We start from the raw sequence: 18498 nt of genomic DNA, 5'->3' as shown, positions 1-18498 counted from the left end.
ATCCTCAGCCAATATACTATTCAGGCGACATAGTAATAGATGGTGAAGAAATGGCATACACTCCCCGCCAACACGAATAGGTGCCACACACCGTGAAAATGAGTGACCTTTTTGTCAAAAACATAAAAGACAATACCCGCGGTGTAGGCAACCCCACCCGCCAAAAGCAAGTTAAAGCCACCCGCAGGTAAGGCGCTTCCCAAAGGCTTAATCAAGAAAATGGCAAGCCAGCCCATCAATAGATACACCGCGATCGACCACGCACGCCGCCCCGCTTTGGGGATAACTTCTAAAATCATACCGACCGCCGCCAGTGACCAAATCAGCGCGAACATCCACCAACCGCCAGCATCACGGAGTGTCACGACTAAAAACGGTGTGTAGGTTCCGGCGATAAGAAGGTAGATAGCCAAGTGATCAAGCTGCCGATAGAGCGCTTTATGAGGCCCCCAGGTGCTGTGGTACAAGGTAGAAAACAGATAGAGGGCAAACAGGGAAGAGCAGTACACTGAAAATCCCAATATTTTCCATACATCGCCACTTTGCACCGCAGGCACAATCAGCGCCACACTGCCAATCAGCGCCGCGCACACGCCAAGCAAATGGGAAACCCCGTTAAAACGCTCGCCTTTATACACTATGCCGCTACCATTCTAATTATTTTGCGAGATGCACTACTAACACTGACTGCGACAATTGGATTCAACTGCCCACAAAAGACGCCGCAGATAAAACAATCTAACAGATATCATTGAGCCTGCGGAGATTCGACGGGGTGTAGCGGACATTATATTAAGACAGGGAGTTCGCGCTATTCAAAAACATAAAGAGGTTGAGCTTGGGATCAACCGCCGAGGGAAATAAAGTCACACAGGAATTTAGACGCTAGGAATTCACATTATCACTGCAGGTGCGACCGCTGCCTCTCGCAGGCAAGCTTAAGCTACCTCAGCATCCAAGCGCCCCAAGCCCTCAAAGAGCAGTTCTACATGCAATGAACCATTGGTATTGACGACTTTCCGAATACGAATTTCACCCAAGCGTCCGTCACGCAGGCGGATTCGGTATTCTGTTCCGTCTAAACGTTCGCTAATCTGTTTATTCAGGTGTAGGCAACCGCCCCACTTCACATAATTGCGGCTTGAGGAGATATACATGGGAACATCAGATAACAATTCCCGATCACCAAGTAGTACACTGCCATGCGTCAAATCCATTGACAAACTCCATGCTATATATAAATTCACACCAAAATACGTAATTTAACCTATAGCATCCGTGCCAATAATTCTGTTATACCATAGCCCTAGCTTAATTCATCCCCCCCGTTCTAGATCAAAGCGCTTCAACCACCAAGCTATTTCATAACAAAAAGTAATAAAACGACCCTACTTAGCTGCCGATACCTAGCATTTTTGCCGCATTTGTTCTCATCATTTGATGTATTTCAGACTCCGAAAACCCGTTCATTTCCTCTGTCATTTCAGAGGGCCACAACAGCCCCTCCGGGTGCGGGTAGTCTGAGCCATTGACGATAGTCTCCACCCCAGCGCTTTTCGCAATGCGGCCGAAGTCATCCTCGTGAAAAGGCACAATTTTAAAGTGCTGGCGAAATACCTCGCTGGGAAGCCCCGGTTTTCCGTATGGCCAGCGGCTTTTATGGTCACCAAGCCGGTAAATCTTATCCATCGTTTTGAGCAAATGCGGTAGCCACGCCGCACCAAATTCCACAATGAGAAACTGCAAGCGTGGGAAGCGACCAAACAGGTTTTGGAATATGGTCGCGGCAAGCTGATCGACCACCGTCCGCTCCCCCATGCCAACAAACATATTAAAAGCCGTAAAGCGATGCGACGGTGGGTTCGCTGGCTCGCCCCACGGCGCTGCATACAGCTCTGTAAAAGGGCCACTACCGATATGGTAAGTCACGATCACACCCGCCTCCTGGACTCTCGCCCAAAAGGGATCAAAATGCGGATCAGCTGGCGAACGCCCCTCAATGGGGCCAGTATTAATATGAACTAAGCGGCAGCCTTCTTTTAATATGCGCTCCAGTTCCAGCAATGCCTGGCCGACGTCCAGCAAACTCATCATGGCCGTTGAAAAAACTCGGCCGTCGCCGCCCCAGCCCCAGTCTTCGGCTACCCAACGGTTAAATGCACGAATACTCGGGTAGGCGATATTGCGGTGTTGAGGCTTGCGAAGCTGGTATTCGACACCGCAGCCCAAGGTTGGAATCATCACACAGGCCTCTACGCCCTGCTCATCCATGCGCTTAAGGCGTGCTGCTTTATTGATAAATTCTGGACAATCGATAGCGCGAATGGCATTGGCATTAACGGCGCCGCCGGTATCAACATCGCCTTTGAAAAAGGCCTTCATGGCACCTGGCGGCCCCACGTAATCCCCTACGCCTACGCTAAAGAAATTTAATCGCTCTTCCCCCAGCTTCATTACCCCGAAGCCATCGTCGCGCTCACGCTCTACCCATACTGTGCGATCGCGAAATTTCGATTCGATATGACGACTAAAGCAGTCGTCAGGTTCGTAGTAGTGGTTATCGCAATCAATTAAAGAGTAGGGAAGTGGATTCATGGCACGGCACCTTATCGCAGACATAAGGTCACTTTACGCCGGCTCACAAAAGAACACACTAACCGCAGCAATCACTCGGCGGTGACAAAAAAGCTCACCGCCATCGGTGTAAGACGTCGATATGGGCGCAAATACTAGGCGGGGAAATAACGGCTAATTGTATCGGCAACGCAGGCCGGCCTGTCGCTGCCTTCAATCTCCACCGTGACCCTAACCACCGACTGGATCGCGCCCTTTATTTCCTCAACCGATACTAACTCGCCGTTACCGCGCACTCGCGAGCCCACTGGCACAGGGGACGGAAACCGAATACGGTCACAGCCCACGTTGACGCCCATCGAAACACCCTGAACATCAATTATCTGTGGCAAAAACAGGTTAACAAGAGACAGCGTTAAGTAACCGTGAGCAATACACTTACCAAATGGGCCATCTTTTGCCCGCTCTGGATCAACGTGTATCCACTGATGATCGCCAGTCGCGTCGGCAAATAGATTGATACGCTGCTGATCTATCTCTAACCAGTCACTGCTTCCCAGCGCGCTACCTACCGCGGAAATCAGATCTTTGGGCTGTTTAAAAACGGTGGTCATATATGCTCCAGTGCTTGGCCGACTCCTTACTTTACAATGCCGTAGCATTCACAAAAGCAGATCGGATGTAATAACTCGGGGTTCTAAGATGACTTTATCACTCGAGCTTAAAAACACGGCATAGTCTATCAGGACGACAACGCCAAATTCTTAGGCTAGCAGATCCGCTACAATGTAAGCTGTGCCACAACTTATCCGCATTAGCGTGTTCATAATGTAGCGCTAGGGGAAGGTTAGGAACTAAGTGCAAAAATCCATAAAAAATAATTGAAGGGCAGCAATACAGCATGACGATGTTCAGCCCGCAAGAAATTTGGAGCTGGCTCACTGGCAATATCGCTGGTTTAGGTGCGCTGCTTGCGGCCATTTTTGCCATACTCGGTGTGCTCTCGGCCTTAGAAGCCATATTAAAAACGCGAACTGCGCAAGGCGCCGTAGCGTGGGCTATCGTTTTAGTGGGCTTCCCCCCGGTATTCGTCCCCCTATACTGGATTTTTGGTCGCCGAAAATTCCGCGGTTATGCCCTTGCAAAACGCCACAGTCACTTGGAAATTGATGAGGTCGCACACGACTTACTCAGAAATTTCCCAGCCTTCGGAGCAGAGTCGAGCAGCAATGACCCTCGACTAATTGCCCTAGAGCAACTCACTACCCTGCCATTTTGCTCCGGCAATGAATGCCAGTTCTTGATCAACGGCAAAGCCGCATTTAATGAAATATTCACCCGAATTGACGCGGCAACAGACTATATCTTGCTCGAATTTTACATTATTCGCGATGATCAAATCGGCAAAGACCTAGCTGAACTACTGATTAAAAAGGCTCAGCAAGGCCTGAACATTTACGTCGTCTATGACGAAATTGGCAGTCTCAAGCTCGGCAGGCAGTATGTACAAAACTTGAGTGTACGCGGCGTGAATATAATCCCCTTCAACAGCACCAAGGGCTTGGGAAATCGCCTGCAACTTAATTTTCGCAACCATCGCAAAATTGTTATTTGCGACGGCAACTACGCATTTATCGGCGGCATGAATATTGGCGATGAGTATCGAGACATGCACCCAGTACTCACCCCGTGGCGCGACACTGGCATCGCCATTACCGGACCAGCGGTGCTTGCGGTGCAACTGGCCTTCGCCGAAGACTGGTTTTGGGCGAAAGAGTCTCTGCCAAAATTGAGCTGGCAGACGAGTCAAGCAGAGGGGCGGTTAAATACCTTAGTACTCGCCACTGGTCCCGCCGACAATACCGACAGCTGCGCCCTGTACTTCTTAAATATGATCCATCAAGCAAGGCAGCGGCTATGGATTGTGAGCCCCTATTTTGTTCCCGACGCACCGGTGATTCATGCTTTACAGCTAGCGGCCATGCGCGGGGTCGACGTGAGAATTATGCTCCCCGCGAAACCCGACAAGCTTATAATTCAACTTTCTTCTTATACCGCAATCAAAGAAACCCTCGACCGGGGTGTACAGTTTTATTACTACCAAGACGGTTTCTTGCATCAGAAAGTCATGTTAGTAGATGATGATATCAGCGTAGTCGGCACGGCCAATTTAGATAACCGTTCCTTTCGCCTCAATTTTGAACTCTGTGTTATCAATCACAGCACAGAATTTGCTAAGAAAATGGAAGATATGCTGAACGACGATTTTCAAAAATGCACTCAATTGCTGCCTAGGGAAGTGGCGCAATGGTCACTCCAACGTCGCATTTTGAGTCGTTGTGCCTATCTTTTCGCGCCACTGCAATAACGTATTTCTATGACCGAAGCCAGTCACATACCTCAACAACTGACCGCCTGCCCCGACTGCGATTTACTGTTGCAAACTACGCAGGACGATCATCGCATGGAAGGTCGCTGCCCGCGCTGCAAAGCGGTGCTATGGCACTCGGCCAAGCATACTGACACGATTAGTTTCGCTGCGGCCATCAGTGGCCTGATATTATTTTACCCCGCCATTACGCTGCCAATCCTAAAATTCAGCATGGTCGGGCAGAATGGCAGCAATTCTCTAATCGGCGGTATTTATCGCATGTGGATTGAGCAGGAGAAGATGCTCGCAATATTAATTTTGCTGTGCTCGCTCATTGCCCCGCTAATGCATTTACTGCTCACCGCGGTAGTGTGTTTGAGTATTCGACTGAATCATTTTCCGCCTCATTTCCCGCAGTGGCTCAAATACAAATGCTGGATGCAAAGCTGGAGTATGCTTGAGGTTTACGCAATGGGGATTATTGTCGCCTATGTCAAAATGATGCACGACGGCGATGTGAGCGTGTCTGGCGGCACCTATTGCCTATGTGCGCTTCTGCTCTGTGTTATTTTAAGCAGCCAATATTTCTACGAAGAACAAGCTTGGCAGCACTGGGAGCAAAATAAACCGGCATGACCATTAACGCCCAACAACGCGGCATAGCGCGCTGCACGGAGTGCGGTAAACTCAGCCACCTGCCAGATCTAGGGGACAACTCGGTAGCTAGCTGCCCCCGCTGCAACGTCGCGCTGAGCTTTCGTAAGCCGCAAAGTTTACAGCGCAGCTGGGCCTACACCGTGGCCGCCATCGCCTTATTACTACCTGCGAACATTTTACCCATACTCACTGTAATTAGCTTTGGACAGGGCGACCCCGACACGATCATGTCCGGCGTAGTAAAACTATGGGTATCAGATCTGCAAGCCATTGCCGCAATTGTGTTTATCGCCAGTATCGCAGTGCCGGTATTGAAGCTCGTGATTCTGATTATTTTAATGCTCGTCGTGCAACTACAGTTGCCGCTAAATCGCCAGCAGTGCACCGTACTTTACCGCTTTATCCACTTTATCGGCCGCTGGTCCATGCTAGATTTATTCATGATCTCGATTTTGGTCACACTGGTACACCTCGGCAATATTGCCACCGTAGAGAGTGGCCCCGCCGCCACTGCCTTCGCCGCCGTGGTAGTACTCACTCTTCTGGCCGCAAACAGTTTTGACCCGCGCTTAATATGGGACTTAGATGATGAATGATCGCAATATATCGTCCGCTGTCATCGCGCCAAAGCGCGGACTATCTGCTATTTGGCTGCTGCCACTTATCGCCTTAGGCATCGCGGTATGGCTGATGTACAAAAGCCTAAATGACAGCGGGCTTAGCGTCACCGTCGCCTTCGACAATGGCAGCGGTATTAATGTCGGTAAAACCCCAGTCATTTATCAGGGGATCAATGTTGGTCAAGTGCAAGGTTTACAGCTCGATGACGATCTCGAAGGGGTCACCGCCACCCTCGAACTCTCCCGCCAGATAGAACCCCTGATTAAGAAAAACACCGAGTTTTGGCTAGTGAAGCCGCAGATCTCTCTTTCCGGCGTATCCGGCCTAGACACCCTAGTGGCGGGCAATTATATAAGCTTTAAACCCGGCGATGGCGAGGTCGCACAACACTTTGTCGCCTTGAATACACCACCACCGCAAACCAATAATTTACCCGGCATTCGCTTGGTTTTAAACGCGGCTGAGCTTGGGTCCTTGTCGGTTGGGGCACCGGTGCTTTACCAACAAATCGATGTCGGTGATATCGAGGGCTACCAACTTAGTAACGACGGCATTGAAATAAATGTACGCATCGATCCGCAATACAGCCATTTAGTCAATAGCAGTTCCCGATTTTGGGCCCATAGCGGCGTTAAAATAAACGCTGGCCTGCAAGGTATCGACATTGAAACAGGTTCAATGGCCAGTATCTTAGCCGGCGGCATTGCCTTCGACACGCCCACAAAGGACGACAGCGCTGTCGATAACAACGCGCAATTCAAATTATTCAAAAACCAAGATCGCGCTAAAGGTAGCAAAATTGTCAGCGTTTACTTCCGCAACCCTGACGGATTAAACGTCGGCAGCAATGTGCGCTTATTGGGTATGGATATAGGCAAAGTTGAGAGCTTAAAGTTTGTCGACAACAATCCCAACCTCGGCGCCAAAGTGAACCTTGCGATCTACTCTCCGCATCATCGCTACCTCAATGAGAAAACTGACTTTTGGCTAGTGAAGCCCGAGGTTTCCAGCAGCGGCGTTAGCGGTTTGGATGCCTTAATTGGCGGCCCCTATATCAATGTGAAGGTCGAGGGGAAAGGTGGCGCAACACCAGATCAATACACCGCATTACTCAAGGCGCCAGACAGCCGCATTCAACAACCGGGTTTGCGACTAACACTACGCAGCGATGAACTAAGCTCCGTCAGTATTGGCAGCAAAATTTACTATCGTAAAATTGCGGTTGGCCAAGTTGAGTCAGTTGACCTTGATAAAGACGGTGTCAATATCGGCATCTTCATCCATGAACGCTATGCCACCCTTGTGCACCGCGAATCCCAATTTTGGAATGCCAGCGGCCTGAGTATCAGCGGCGGCTTAGGTGGCTTAGATATCCAAGCAGATTCGCTGGCCACCATTGTCGCAGGCGGCATCGCATTCCACACACCACAAGTCAGCAAGCCACAACTGGCATGGGAAGGCCTGGGGTTCACGCTCTATCCAGACTTCCAAAGCACCTCCGCGGAGAAAGGGCGCGATATCAGTTTATTTTTTGCCACCGGCAGTAACATAAGTAAAGGCACTGAAATCAAATACCAAGGTATCAAGGTAGGTGATGTTGTTTCCGTTGAGCTCGATAGCAATATGGATCGCGTAAAAGTGAGTGCGCGGCTTGCGCCTTCGGCCAAGGCTCTCGCTCGCACCGGCAGTCAATTTTGGGTAGTGCGCCCGCAACTGGGACTGATTGGCACACGCAACCTAGAGACCTTGGTAACAGGTAGCTATATAAGTGTTAGACCTGGCTACGGCAGCATCACCACCAACTTCGTCGCCTTAGATAAACCACCGCCGTTAAGCAAACCCAGCAATGGCCTGAACTTAATCCTCACTGCCGCCCAACGCGGGTCCATAAAGGAGGGTGTAAAGGTTTTTTACCGCGACATTCCGGTAGGCGAAGTGTTTGGCTATGAATTGGCTGAGGATGCAAGCCAAACCCTCATCCACATCAATATCGAGCCTCGCTATGCCAGCCTGGTGAGAGAGAACTCCCAGTTTTGGAACTCAAGTGGTATCGCCGTCAAATTCGGTCTGTTTAGTGGCGCCACAATACGCAGTAAATCCATTGAGTCACTGCTGGAGGGCGGAATTGCCTTTGCGACTCCCGGTGGCGACGAATTAGGACCCCTTGTCAGCGACGGCAATAATTTTGTGCTGCATCAATCAGTCGACCAACAATGGCTAGACTGGACACCGCGAATTTCTTTGCCAAACGAAGCCGACACAGGTGAGAACTGGCTGCGTGCGGATTAACAAGTTTTCACAACATCGCTACGCAGATAACGATACAATAGGCCCACCATGACACCCAGTGCGCGCGAACTCACGTGCACATGTCGTTTCCAATTACGCAGAAAATTACCCTGGGTGCCATCACGCAATTAGAGAACGTCAGTGTGTTAAAACCATCGAAACAAACTTTACTATCTGCAGCGGTTATCGCCACCTCTCTTGTCATCGCAGTCATCATCTTCGCCTTAAAACCACCTCCTGAAACCGTCACTATCGCGCCACCCGCACTCAACATCGACGTCGCGATTGCCGAAAAACAAACCTTATCTATCGCAGTTAACTCGCAGGGGACGGTTCAACCGCGTACAGAAACCATCTTAATTACCGAAGTGTCCGGCAAAATAATGGCGGTCGCCCCACAGTTTCAAAGTGGCGGCTTAGTAGAGAAAAACGATTTATTATTAGGTATCGACCCGCGTAATTACGAGGTAGAGGTAAAGCGTGCCGAGGCGAATGTGGCGACCTCTTTTAGTAATTTGATACAAGAAAAAGGTCGTGCAGCCGTCGCGAAAGAGGATATTAAAAAGTATCCACGCAACTATGCGAGTAAAGAGGCGCGCTACCTTGCACTGCGGCTCCCCCAGCTAAAAGAAGCACAGGCGCGCTTAGACTCTGCTAGAGCTGACCTTGCACACGCAAAAAACAATTTGGATCGCACCGAAATTCGCGCGCCTTATCGCGGCATTATTAAGGCGCGCAACGTTGACCTTGGCCAATTCGTTAGCTCTGGCAGCCAGCTTGGGCAGATCTTCGCCGTCGACATTGCAGAGGTTCGTCTGCCGCTTCCAGCCGACCGTCTCAACTACTTAAACCTACCTGATAGCAATTCGACTGAAACCCCGCAGGTTACCTTGGAAAATGAACTCGGTGGCACCTGGAGCGGCACGATAGTTCGCACTGAAGGCGTGCTGGATGAACGCAGCAGAGTACTGTTTGCTATTGCCAATGTGAATGACCCCTACGGCATCGAAAGCAACGGTGAGCCACTGCTTATGGGCAGCTTTGTAAAAGCAGAGATCAGTGGCCGGCAAATGGAGGGGTTAATTGCCATTCCGCGCCACATTTTGCGAACTGGCAATAAAGTCTGGGTTCTGGACGATGAACAGCGTATCCGCAACCGCAACATCAAAACCCTGCGCACAGAAGGGAAACTTGTCTATGTATACGAAGGGTTGGATGACGGCGATATCATCTGCCTATCGACCATTCCAAATGCAGTAGCCGGCACCAAAGCTCAGATCAACAACACAACCAGAACCAGCACGCTAGTTAGCGCGGCCGCCGAGCACGTCGCTGCCGCCCACAGCAAGACAACTGCCCTATGAGTAATGCCCCTGAGCTGGACACCACTAAGGGCGTCATTCCGTGGTTTGCCCGCAACTCCGTTGCCGCCAATCTCTTAATGCTCATTATTATTGGGGTTGGTCTGGGCTCCGCATTGAGCATACAACGTACCACCCAACCCGACTTTGAAATCAACGTCGTTCGAATTACGGTGCCTTACCCTGGCGCAACACCGGAAGAGGTAGAAAGCGGTGTTGTCTTAAAAATCGAAGAAGCCTTAAAAGATATCGAGTCAATCCAAAGCCTGGAAACCACGGCGGACGAATCGCTAGCGACTTTATCTGCCGAGGTCTATGACGGCTACGATACCCTTGCGGTGATGGACGAAATCAAAAGCGCAATCGACGGCATTGTCAGTTTTCCAGAGCAAGCCGAGCGCCCCATCGTCAATCGGGTTGAATTTAACAACCACGCACTCAACGTTCAGCTCTTTGGCGACATTGACGAACGCAGCATGAAGGAGCTGGCTCAGCAGGTAAAACAAGAACTCACCCTTGATGAAAATATCGCCTACGTACAGATCAACGGTGCTCGCGACTTTGAAATCAGTATTGAAGTGCCCGAACACACCTTACTTGAATACGGATTAACCCTGAACGAAGTTGCCGAGGCCGTTCGCCGCTCTTCATTGGACTTGCCAGGCGGCGCTATAAAAACTGTTAACGGTGACATTTTACTCCGCACCCGCGGCCAGGCACGAAGCCAGCACGAATTTGAAAATGTTGTACTTATCACGAATCCCGACGGAACCCGCCTCACCCTCGGTGACATTGCAACGATAAACGACGGCTTTGTCGAACAAGATGGCTTCGCGTTTTTTGACAGCCAAATCAGTATCGGCCTGCAGATTTTTGCAGTGGGAGATCAGGACTTAATCAAAGTCGCTACCGCAGCCAAAAAATATGCAGAAGCGAAACGCCCAAGCTTGCCCGAGGGTGTAAGTATATCAACCTGGGCCGACGTGACCTTTTACCTCGAAGGTCGCATGGACATGATGATGAAGAATCTCGGCATGGGTGCCTTATTAGTTTTTATTGTGCTGGGCTTATTCCTCAATATAAAACTCGCTTTCTGGGTCATGGTCGGACTCCCCATCTGTTTTCTTGGCACCTTTGCAATTATGCCAATTGTCGACATTAGCCTGAATATGCTGAGTCTATTTGGTTTTATTTTGGTACTCGGTATCGTCGTTGACGACGCTATTATTATTGGTGAAAGCGCCTACGCAGAAGCAGAGAACAAAGGTCACTCCATCGACACGGTTATCACTGGCGCCCTGCGCGTAGCGACACCGGCCACCTTTGGCGTACTCACCACTATCATGGCCTTCTCACCCACCCTATTTACCGAAGGCGCATTTTCGCCGTTCCCCGAAGCGGTGGGCTGGGTCGTTATTTTGTGTTTGATATTCTCCCTAGTCGAATCGAAGTGGATATTACCGGCGCATCTTGCCCACAGCAGACCGGGCACCAGCGGCGTGTGGCTCAAACTCGATAAAATTCCACGTTACTGCAATGCCAAACTTAGTAATTTTGTAGAAAACAGTTACCGCCCCTTCATTCACAAGGCAATTAGCAATCGCTATCTCACCGGCTCAGTTTTCACCGCCATGTTGATTGTTACGTTGGGATTGGTAGCTGGCGGAGTTGTGCGGTTTGTGATGATTCCCGAGGTACCGGCGGACTTTGTTAGAGCCAACCTTGAAATGGTTGAGGGCACTCCGGAAGCGCAAACACGAAAAGCCTTTGAGTATATGGATCAGGCCCTGCGAAATGTCGATGCTGACTATCAGAGCAGCCACCCCAACTCGTCTAATAAGCGTTTAGTCAATCACGCCCTCGCCTACGGATCATCTGGCCGCATGGTGACCTTTATGGTGGAACTGAGCAAAAACGAACTACGCGACATCGATGGCGATGAGGTAGCGCGACGCTGGCGCGCTGAGATTGGCAATATACCTGGGGCCAAAACCCTTTCCGTCAGCAGCGCTGACCAAACATCAGGTCCCGCTATTTCACTGAAGCTCAGCAGCAACTCAAGCGCGGAACTCGACGCAGCAGCTAAAGAGATAGAAGAAACATTAAGTCACTACAAAGGTGTGTTTGATATTCGCAATGGCGCCAGCTCGATACAAGATGAGATTGTGATAGATATTAAACCCAGCGCCGAAGTATTAGGTATTTCCTCAGCCTCACTGGGACGCCAACTGCGGGACGCATTCTATGGTGCCGAGGCGCAGCGAATTCAGCGCGGCAACGACGAAGTGAAGGTGATGGTGCGCTACCCACCTGATGAAAGAACTGCGATTTCTGATTTACAAAATATGTATATCCGCTCCAACGACAATGCCTATGTTCCCTTGAGCAGCGTCGCCAATTTAAGCATCGAGCCTGGCTTTAGCCAGTTAAAACGTATCGATGGTGAGCGCTCCATCACAGTCACTGCGCAAGTGGACAAAACCTTCACTGCACCTGACAAAGTGACATCAACAATTATGAATACCTTGATTAAGGACACCTTCCCAAATAAGTATCCTTCCGTGATAGTTCAGCTAAGTGGAGAAAGTGAAGAAAGTGGTGTGCTAATGAAAAGTTTAGCCATTGGCTTTGTACTGGCATTGTTCGGCATTTATGCGCTACTGGCCATTCCACTGCGCTCCTATTTACAACCCCTTATCATCATGGGCGTTATTCCCTTCGGTATCATCGGCGCAGTGGTGGGTCACATCGTGTTGAATATGTCGTTTAGCATGATGTCTTTCTTCGGAGTCATTGCGCTTTCCGGTGTGGTGGTTAACGACAGCCTAATAATGGTCGATTTTATAAACTCCGCCATTGCCCGTGGCGAAAACATTCTCAAGGCAGTGGTCGACTCTGGCTGCCTGCGCTTTAGGGCAATCCTGCTCACCTCGTTAACTACGTTCTTCGGCTTATTACCCATGCTGTTAGAAAGCAGTGTGCAAGCGCAGTTTGTGATTCCCATGGCGGTGTCACTGGGTTTCGGTATTATCTTCGCCACCGTGATTACGCTAATCTTAATACCCTGTCTTTATATCGTGCTAGAAGACGTTAAGCATCTTATCGGGCCGTCGTCAGCCAAATCACTAATTGGCGATAGTCACTAGTGCTCCTTCAACATGATATTGAAGGAGTACTAGAAGGGCCAAAACGCCCACAGGGCAACGATAAGCGAAAACGCCGCAGCGATTAACACCCCCGCTGCGGCAACATCTTTAGCCTTGCCCACCAACTCATGGGTTTCTGGCACGACGGCATCAGCCAAATATTCAAGTGCCGTATTTAGAGCCTCAGCTATCCAAACTAAGGTAATTGCCAGCATCAACAGAATCCACTCTACTGAATTCAAACCGGTCAACACCCCCAAGGCCAGCACAGCAATTGTCGCCACCAAATGAATTTGCGCATTGCGCTGCTCAATGATCATTGTCATCAAGCCGTTGAAGGCATAACGAAAACTGGCAAGTCGCGCCGGCAGTGAAAAGCCATGCTCTTCACGACGGTGGCGTTCTGTTTTTTGCTTCATCGCGGTACCATACCCACTTTAATCTGCGCGGAAAGAGTGATCATGCCTGAATTCAAACATATCTCACCACAAGATGCTCACGCAATGATAGAGGCCGGTTGTCAGCTCGCCGACATTCGTGACGAACAATCCTTCGCCACAAGCCACATCCCCAAGGCGGATCATTTAGATAACCACAATTTGCAGCGATTTATTGAGCAAGCCGACCCCGATCAGGCACTCATCATTTATTGTTATCACGGCAATAGCAGCCAAAGCGCTGCGCAATATTTTGTTGAAAAGGATTTTACCGAGGTTTACAGCATGGACGGCGGATTTGAAATGTGGCGACAATTATACCCGCAAAAAACAATCAACAGCTGACACAAAAGCATCAACAGCCTGCTCATTTTACAACGCTTGCGTAGAAATCTTAAGCGAGGTCTGCGGCAACATACCGCCGAAGACCCAGGAATCACGGAATGGAATCCCGCCAGAATAGTGATTTTTTTATAGCGTAATCAAAATCAAACTAAATGTTTTCGAGAATGACTTTAAGTGCATGTAGATCTGCCTGAACAGCAACGCAGTCATTTTGAAATTCTAGGTCCGTCATATTCGCTTGCCGAATTAGCGTGAAAATCAACTCGCCACCATCGCCATTGGGCACAACTCGCATCGGGTTGTGAACGACTACACCGGACTCAAGTTCAACGTCGTGATCCATGACGCCGAGACCATTCGACGGTGAAAACCTCAACCTTACCCGTCCAAACGGTGCTTCTGCAATCCACGTCGTCCCGTCCCACATAACATCAGACGTTGCCAAACCCGCGGCCCAGCGCGGTAAGTTTTCTGGATTTGAGGCGAATTCGTAGATATCAAGCGGACGGCAATCGATATAGATGCTGATATGTTTTACGTCATTCACTGCGAATGGCCCCGTGTTCTTAGGTGTAAATTGCCGCATTTTTTAGAGGGCTTCTCGCCTCACAACGCTACCTACCGAAATGTTTACCCGGAATTGTGTGCCGTAACATTATCCTATTAAGCGAAGGGATCATAAACGAATGTGTTTATGATCAACCTCCCAAATGCTTATTAATTTGGAATCGACTGTGATGTCAAGGCGCGACGCACATGAGGCAATAGGCGTAAACACCGCGACTATCTTGAAGCTTTAATACGTCGTTCCAGGCTGGCAGGACACTATTGAGAACAGAGATAAGCGGTGACGACACGCTAAAAGCGCTTTTCACCATGCCGGAGCCAAGTATCATGCGCATCAGTTCTTCTTCAGGACTGAGCGGCAAGGTCAGCAGCCGCGAATTAGCTGCGCTAATGCCAGCCAAGTTTGCCGCAGAATCAACCGCCTGCTGCAAGCCGCCCAGTTTATCCACCAAACCAAGCTGATGTGCATCTATGCCACTCCACACTCGCCCTTCGGCAATGGGTTCGACTTGCTCAACCAGCTTATTGCGGCCGTCGGCAACAATGGTGATAAAACGGCGATAGCCGTATTCAACACCAGATTGAATGGCGCTCGCCAAGATAGGATCTAGTGGCAAATCAGGGCGCAATTTACCCGCCACTGCCGTCGTGCCCACACCGTCGGTACTAACACCGAGACCCTGCAACAAATTGTCTACCGTTGGAAAGGCGCCAAAGATACCGATTGATCCTGTCAGGGTTGCCGGTGTCGCCCAAATTTCGTCGGCACTTGCTGCGATCCAGTATCCACCCGAGGCCGCCATGCTGCCCATTGAGACAACTAGAGGTTTACCGGCTTCTTGCAGTTTTTGCAGCTCCGCGCGAATAACTTCTGAGGCAAAGGCCGAACCGCCGCCGCTGTCGATACGCAGCACTAGCGCTTTAATATCATCGTCGCGACGCGCCTTGCGAATTAACTGTGCCAGGCTATCACCACCGATGGTGCCAGTGGGTTGCTCACCATCGACAATATTGCCGCTGGCAACAATAATCCCTACTGACTCCTTCACCTCAACTAAGAGGCTGCGATTCAACATGAGATAATCGCGATAATAACTTTGCTTAAAACTGCCGTCTTTGTTTTCACCAACACGCTCAATGAGCATTTCTCGCAACATTGGCCGGCTAATAATACCGTCTACGAATCTGTAATCTAAAGCGGCCTGCGCAGCATCTCCACCGACCTCAGCCATCACCTTATCGATGTGATTCACGTAATAATCAAACTTGCTGACACTAATACCGCGCCGCTCAACAATAGTGTCTCGATACAAAGTCCAAAGTTGATCAAGCCACGCCCTGTTCGCTTCTTTGGCCGCGTCAGACATATCATCGCGCAACAGCGGCTCGACCGCAGACTTAAAATTGCCAACTTTAAATACATGGAAGCGTATTTTTAATTTTTCAATCGCCTCGCGGAAGTAATTGCGAATGACCGCAAAACCCTCAATACCGACGCCGCCCATATTGTGAACAAAAATCTGGTCGGCAAAACTCGCCAATAGATACTGATCTTGATTGTAGTGATTCGCACTGGCAACGATGGTTTTGCCGCTTTGACGAAATACCTTTATTGCTTCGGCCAGTTCCAAGGTCTTACTCATGCCGATATGATCCAGCTCGTCGAGGTGCAAAAGCAAAACCTCGATACGCGGATCATCCGCCGCCAGCGAAACCGTTTCGATTAAATCTGCCAGCAGCGTTTCTCTCGGTAAGCCCTGAGCACTGAGCTGAGTTAATGCATCAACCGCAGATAATTGGTCGACGACAACACCTTCCGGAGCAAGCACCAAGACCGCGCCATCGGGTACCGTGACATCTTTTACCGACGTAAAAAGGGCCGTCGCAATTGCGACAACAATCACCAGAAAAATGATATTCAAGGTCCAACGTCTGGCGCCGTCAATAAAGCCGCCAAGCCTAGAGAAAAATCCTCGTTTTTTATTATCACTCATACCGGCTCACTCTCCTGCGCTGCACTTTCGCGCAGCATTTGCGCCTGCCAGCGAATAAACACTGTCGCACTGCAGAACAGCACTACCACCATGCCCAATTCAATATAATTAAACCAAATAGCCAAGGATGAGAAAGCCTCAGTCACCGCCATCACAAAGTACAACAAGCTGGCAAAGCACATCCAGGCAATTGCACGCAATTGCGCCTTAAAAATACCCGGCGCAAACATAAGCATCGGTGCAACACGAATAACCCAAATAGTAATACTTGGTTGGCGGCCCTCTTGAACCCACACCCAAGTCCCAAGAGTCAGCGTAATTAAAAAGCCAATGTAACTTATCTTCATCAGCGCTCCCGCAAAAGCAGCGCGTTTTTCTAATGCCGTCATGAGCACCTCAGTGTTGCAATTGTTTACTTAAAATAGCAACGCGCTTACCCAGCGCCGCCGCCAATTCAAGTTCTGTTTCATCGACTGGGCGTCCATTTTGTCCAGCCACATGCGACGCACCATAGGGCGTACCGCCGCTTTGGGTGGCACTCAAGGCGGCCTCACTGTAGGGAATGCCGGTAATTAACATGCCGTGATGCAATAAGGGCATCATCATCGTCAACAGGGTGCTTTCTTGTCCGCCGTGCAAACTGGCGCTAGAGGTAAATAACGCGGCTGGCTTGCCGATTAAGGCGCCGCTCATCCACAGGCCCGATGTACCATCTAAAAAATATTTAAGCGGCGCGGCCATATTTCCGAATCGAGTCGGACTGCCCATCACTAAACCTGCACAGTGACGTAAATCATCCTCAGTTGCATACAGGGCACCGTTTTCAGGAATGTCATCAGCTGTCGCCTCACACACAGCCGACACGGCCGGCACAGTGCGCAGTCGCGCTTCAACACCGGCCTGCTCCACACCGCGGGCAATATGCTGGGCGAGCTTTTCTGTTGCGCCGTGACGGCTGTAATACAGCACCAATACGTAAGCTTCGCTCACAAAAGACGTCCTTTTAATAAAGTCATAAATTACATTCCAAACTAAACAGGACTTCTCATTCAGACATGAGTGCCAATACGTTTTCAGGAGGACGACCCAATACCGCTTTATCGCCTTTTACAACGATTGGCCGCTCTATTAATTTAGGCTCTGCAAGCATCGCGGCAATCAGTTTCGACTCAGACAAGCCGGTATCAGCCAAACCACCCTCTTTATATGCGGTCTCACCCTTGCGCAACAGTTGCCGAGCACTTATTTCTAACTTGGCTAATATTTTCTTGAGCTGAGCTGCGGTCGGAGGCGTATCAAGATACAAAACAACCTCGGGCTCAACACCATTATCCGTCATTAGCTGAAGGGTTTGCCTAGATTTGGAGCAGCGCGGATTGTGGTAAATGGTATACTCAGACATATCACTCTCGATCTAAAATAGTAATCACAAATTTATGGCGGGTATTATACACGCCCGATACCAACTCGAACCGTCATTGAGCATTTAATGAAAACTTCGACATCACTGGCTTTAATCTGCTTATTATTTTTAGGACTAGCTGGCTGTAGCAAACCGGATTTCCAAACCTTATCTGGCAGCAACGGCAATTTCGCTCAAGATAAATGGCTAATAGTCAATTACTGGGCAACGTGGTGTGGTCCCTGTCGCGAAGAAATCCCAGCCCTAAACGACTTCGGCGCAGCGCGCAGCGACGTCAAAATCTATGGCGTCAACTATGATAATTTAAGTGGCGAGGCCCTACAGGCAGCCGTTGACGAAATGGGTATTAAATTTGAATCCATGCTGATTGACCCCGCCCCGCAGTTAGCAATACCGCGCCCTCGAGTGCTGCCAACGACCTTGCTAATCGGCCCCAAGGGCAGCTTGAAGGCGAGCTTAACCGGGCCGCAAACGGCGGACAGCTTAAGCAAGGCAATTTTAAATGCCAGCACTCTAGCGCCATAGCAACGCGCTTACCCGAACTCCCATCATGTCATCGTTAAAAACCAATTCCGCGGCAGCGTCATCTCGCGCCGCTGCACCATAGCAAACATGCAGAGGAAGTTATAACGATATGGAATAGACGTTTCTATTGCCATAAAATTATAATGTTATATTTATCATTAGGTTATAAAGATAATATAGCAACATTT

18 protein-coding genes are annotated in these 18498 nt (G+C 49.8%); 8 read left to right on the top strand and 10 right to left on the bottom strand.

Going from position 1 to position 18498, the window contains the following annotated elements:
* Nucleotides 1–20: 20 nt before the first annotated feature.
* The 4 genes from AAC007_RS00670 to AAC007_RS00655 form a co-directional block, all read right to left on the bottom strand.
* Nucleotides 21–638, bottom strand: a complete 618-nt coding sequence (locus AAC007_RS00670; protein WP_339673993.1) for a hemolysin III family protein — start codon at nucleotides 636–638, stop codon at nucleotides 21–23.
* Between the two features lie 300 nt (nucleotides 639–938).
* Nucleotides 939–1217, bottom strand: a complete 279-nt coding sequence (locus AAC007_RS00665) for a hypothetical protein (RefSeq protein WP_295875528.1) — start codon at nucleotides 1215–1217, stop codon at nucleotides 939–941.
* A 175-nt stretch (nucleotides 1218–1392) separates the two neighbouring features.
* A complete protein-coding gene (locus AAC007_RS00660; RefSeq protein WP_339673991.1) occupies nucleotides 1393–2595 on the bottom strand; it encodes an amidohydrolase family protein in 1203 nt (400 codons plus the stop codon).
* A gap of 134 nt (nucleotides 2596–2729) precedes the next feature.
* Complete coding sequence (locus tag AAC007_RS00655) at nucleotides 2730–3188, bottom strand: MaoC family dehydratase (RefSeq protein WP_295875534.1); 459 nt, start codon at nucleotides 3186–3188, stop codon at nucleotides 2730–2732.
* Nucleotides 3189–3475: 287 nt separating this feature from the next.
* Here AAC007_RS00655 and cls point away from each other — a divergent pair, with 287 nt between their 5' ends.
* The 6 genes from cls (at nucleotide 3476) to AAC007_RS00625 (ending at nucleotide 13019) form a co-directional block, all read left to right on the top strand.
* Nucleotides 3476–4942, top strand: coding sequence for a cardiolipin synthase (cls, locus tag AAC007_RS00650; RefSeq protein ID WP_339673989.1), 1467 nt, complete (start codon nucleotides 3476–3478; stop codon nucleotides 4940–4942).
* A 9-nt stretch (nucleotides 4943–4951) separates the two neighbouring features.
* Nucleotides 4952–5581 (top strand): paraquat-inducible protein A, encoded by a 630-nt coding sequence (locus tag AAC007_RS00645; RefSeq protein WP_339673988.1) that lies wholly within the window; start codon nucleotides 4952–4954, stop codon nucleotides 5579–5581.
* Nucleotides 5578–6198: a paraquat-inducible protein A gene (locus AAC007_RS00640; RefSeq protein ID WP_339673986.1), complete on the top strand. Its 621-nt coding sequence runs from the start codon at nucleotides 5578–5580 to the stop codon at nucleotides 6196–6198. The genes AAC007_RS00645 and AAC007_RS00640 overlap by 4 nt, the downstream gene beginning before the upstream one ends.
* Nucleotides 6188–8512, top strand: coding sequence for an MlaD family protein (locus AAC007_RS00635; RefSeq protein WP_339673984.1), 2325 nt, complete (start codon nucleotides 6188–6190; stop codon nucleotides 8510–8512). Before AAC007_RS00640 ends, AAC007_RS00635 begins: the two co-directional genes overlap by 11 nt.
* 80 nt (nucleotides 8513–8592) lie before the next feature.
* Nucleotides 8593–9876: an efflux RND transporter periplasmic adaptor subunit gene (locus tag AAC007_RS00630; protein ID WP_339673982.1), complete on the top strand. Its 1284-nt coding sequence runs from the start codon at nucleotides 8593–8595 to the stop codon at nucleotides 9874–9876.
* Nucleotides 9873–13019 carry an efflux RND transporter permease subunit gene (locus AAC007_RS00625; RefSeq protein WP_339673980.1) on the top strand — a complete coding sequence of 1049 codons (3147 nt, stop codon included), beginning with the start codon at nucleotides 9873–9875 and terminating at the stop codon, nucleotides 13017–13019. The genes AAC007_RS00630 and AAC007_RS00625 overlap by 4 nt, the downstream gene beginning before the upstream one ends.
* 29 nt (nucleotides 13020–13048) lie before the next feature.
* Here AAC007_RS00625 and AAC007_RS00620 read toward each other — a convergent pair whose 3' ends face one another.
* Nucleotides 13049–13438, bottom strand: a complete 390-nt coding sequence (locus tag AAC007_RS00620; protein WP_339673978.1) for a diacylglycerol kinase family protein — start codon at nucleotides 13436–13438, stop codon at nucleotides 13049–13051.
* A gap of 42 nt (nucleotides 13439–13480) precedes the next feature.
* On the opposite strand from AAC007_RS00620, the gene glpE reads away from it, so the two are divergent.
* Nucleotides 13481–13801, top strand: coding sequence for a thiosulfate sulfurtransferase GlpE (glpE, locus tag AAC007_RS00615; RefSeq protein WP_339673976.1), 321 nt, complete (start codon nucleotides 13481–13483; stop codon nucleotides 13799–13801).
* Nucleotides 13802–13949: 148 nt separating this feature from the next.
* On the opposite strand, the gene AAC007_RS00610 is transcribed toward glpE, so the two are convergent.
* The 5 genes from AAC007_RS00610 to arsC all read right to left on the bottom strand — a co-directional run bounded on the left by AAC007_RS00610 (nucleotide 13950) and on the right by arsC (nucleotide 17764).
* A complete protein-coding gene (locus AAC007_RS00610; RefSeq protein WP_339673973.1) occupies nucleotides 13950–14348 on the bottom strand; it encodes a hypothetical protein in 399 nt (132 codons plus the stop codon).
* Between the two features lie 193 nt (nucleotides 14349–14541).
* Nucleotides 14542–16362, bottom strand: a complete 1821-nt coding sequence (gene sppA, locus AAC007_RS00605; RefSeq protein WP_339673971.1) for a signal peptide peptidase SppA — start codon at nucleotides 16360–16362, stop codon at nucleotides 14542–14544.
* Nucleotides 16359–16751 carry a DUF2069 domain-containing protein gene (locus AAC007_RS00600; protein WP_295875563.1) on the bottom strand — a complete coding sequence of 131 codons (393 nt, stop codon included), beginning with the start codon at nucleotides 16749–16751 and terminating at the stop codon, nucleotides 16359–16361. The genes sppA and AAC007_RS00600 overlap by 4 nt, the downstream gene beginning before the upstream one ends.
* 7 nt (nucleotides 16752–16758) lie before the next feature.
* Nucleotides 16759–17352, bottom strand: coding sequence for an NAD(P)H:quinone oxidoreductase (gene wrbA, locus AAC007_RS00595; protein WP_295875566.1), 594 nt, complete (start codon nucleotides 17350–17352; stop codon nucleotides 16759–16761).
* Nucleotides 17353–17407: 55 nt separating this feature from the next.
* Nucleotides 17408–17764 carry an arsenate reductase (glutaredoxin) gene (gene arsC / locus AAC007_RS00590; protein WP_295875570.1) on the bottom strand — a complete coding sequence of 119 codons (357 nt, stop codon included), beginning with the start codon at nucleotides 17762–17764 and terminating at the stop codon, nucleotides 17408–17410.
* Between the two features lie 87 nt (nucleotides 17765–17851).
* On the opposite strand from arsC, the gene AAC007_RS00585 reads away from it, so the two are divergent.
* Entirely contained in the window at nucleotides 17852–18310 is a 459-nt protein-coding gene (locus tag AAC007_RS00585; protein ID WP_295875573.1) for a TlpA disulfide reductase family protein, read from the top strand.
* The last annotated feature ends 188 nt before the right edge of the window (nucleotides 18311–18498 follow it).

The sequence above is a fragment of the uncultured Zhongshania sp. genome, from assembly GCF_963975605.1.
Lineage (GTDB): Bacteria > Pseudomonadota > Gammaproteobacteria > Pseudomonadales > Spongiibacteraceae > Spongiibacter > Spongiibacter aquimaris.
The sequence above is the reverse complement of the archived record's forward strand: the minus strand, read 5'-3'. Positions and strand labels throughout refer to the sequence as shown.

Excerpts from the sequence above, each read along its gene's own strand:
- AAC007_RS00665 (WP_295875528.1), bottom strand. The coding sequence starts at position 1,217 with ATGGATTTGACGCATGGCAGTGTACTACTTGGTGATCGGGAATTGTTA.
- AAC007_RS00660 (WP_339673991.1), bottom strand. The coding sequence starts at position 2,595 with ATGAATCCACTTCCCTACTCTTTAATTGATTGCGATAACCACTACTAC.
- AAC007_RS00655 (WP_295875534.1), bottom strand. The coding sequence starts at position 3,188 with ATGACCACCGTTTTTAAACAGCCCAAAGATCTGATTTCCGCGGTAGGT.
- cls (WP_339673989.1), top strand. The coding sequence starts at position 3,476 with ATGACGATGTTCAGCCCGCAAGAAATTTGGAGCTGGCTCACTGGCAAT.
- AAC007_RS00645 (WP_339673988.1), top strand. The coding sequence starts at position 4,952 with ATGACCGAAGCCAGTCACATACCTCAACAACTGACCGCCTGCCCCGAC.
- AAC007_RS00640 (WP_339673986.1), top strand. The coding sequence starts at position 5,578 with ATGACCATTAACGCCCAACAACGCGGCATAGCGCGCTGCACGGAGTGC.
- AAC007_RS00635 (WP_339673984.1), top strand. The coding sequence starts at position 6,188 with ATGATGAATGATCGCAATATATCGTCCGCTGTCATCGCGCCAAAGCGC.
- AAC007_RS00630 (WP_339673982.1), top strand. The coding sequence starts at position 8,593 with ATGTCGTTTCCAATTACGCAGAAAATTACCCTGGGTGCCATCACGCAA.
- AAC007_RS00625 (WP_339673980.1), top strand. The coding sequence starts at position 9,873 with ATGAGTAATGCCCCTGAGCTGGACACCACTAAGGGCGTCATTCCGTGG.
- AAC007_RS00620 (WP_339673978.1), bottom strand. The coding sequence starts at position 13,438 with ATGAAGCAAAAAACAGAACGCCACCGTCGTGAAGAGCATGGCTTTTCA.
- glpE (WP_339673976.1), top strand. The coding sequence starts at position 13,481 with ATGCCTGAATTCAAACATATCTCACCACAAGATGCTCACGCAATGATA.
- sppA (WP_339673971.1), bottom strand. The coding sequence starts at position 16,362 with ATGAGTGATAATAAAAAACGAGGATTTTTCTCTAGGCTTGGCGGCTTT.
- AAC007_RS00600 (WP_295875563.1), bottom strand. The coding sequence starts at position 16,751 with ATGACGGCATTAGAAAAACGCGCTGCTTTTGCGGGAGCGCTGATGAAG.
- arsC (WP_295875570.1), bottom strand. The coding sequence starts at position 17,764 with ATGTCTGAGTATACCATTTACCACAATCCGCGCTGCTCCAAATCTAGG.
- AAC007_RS00585 (WP_295875573.1), top strand. The coding sequence starts at position 17,852 with ATGAAAACTTCGACATCACTGGCTTTAATCTGCTTATTATTTTTAGGA.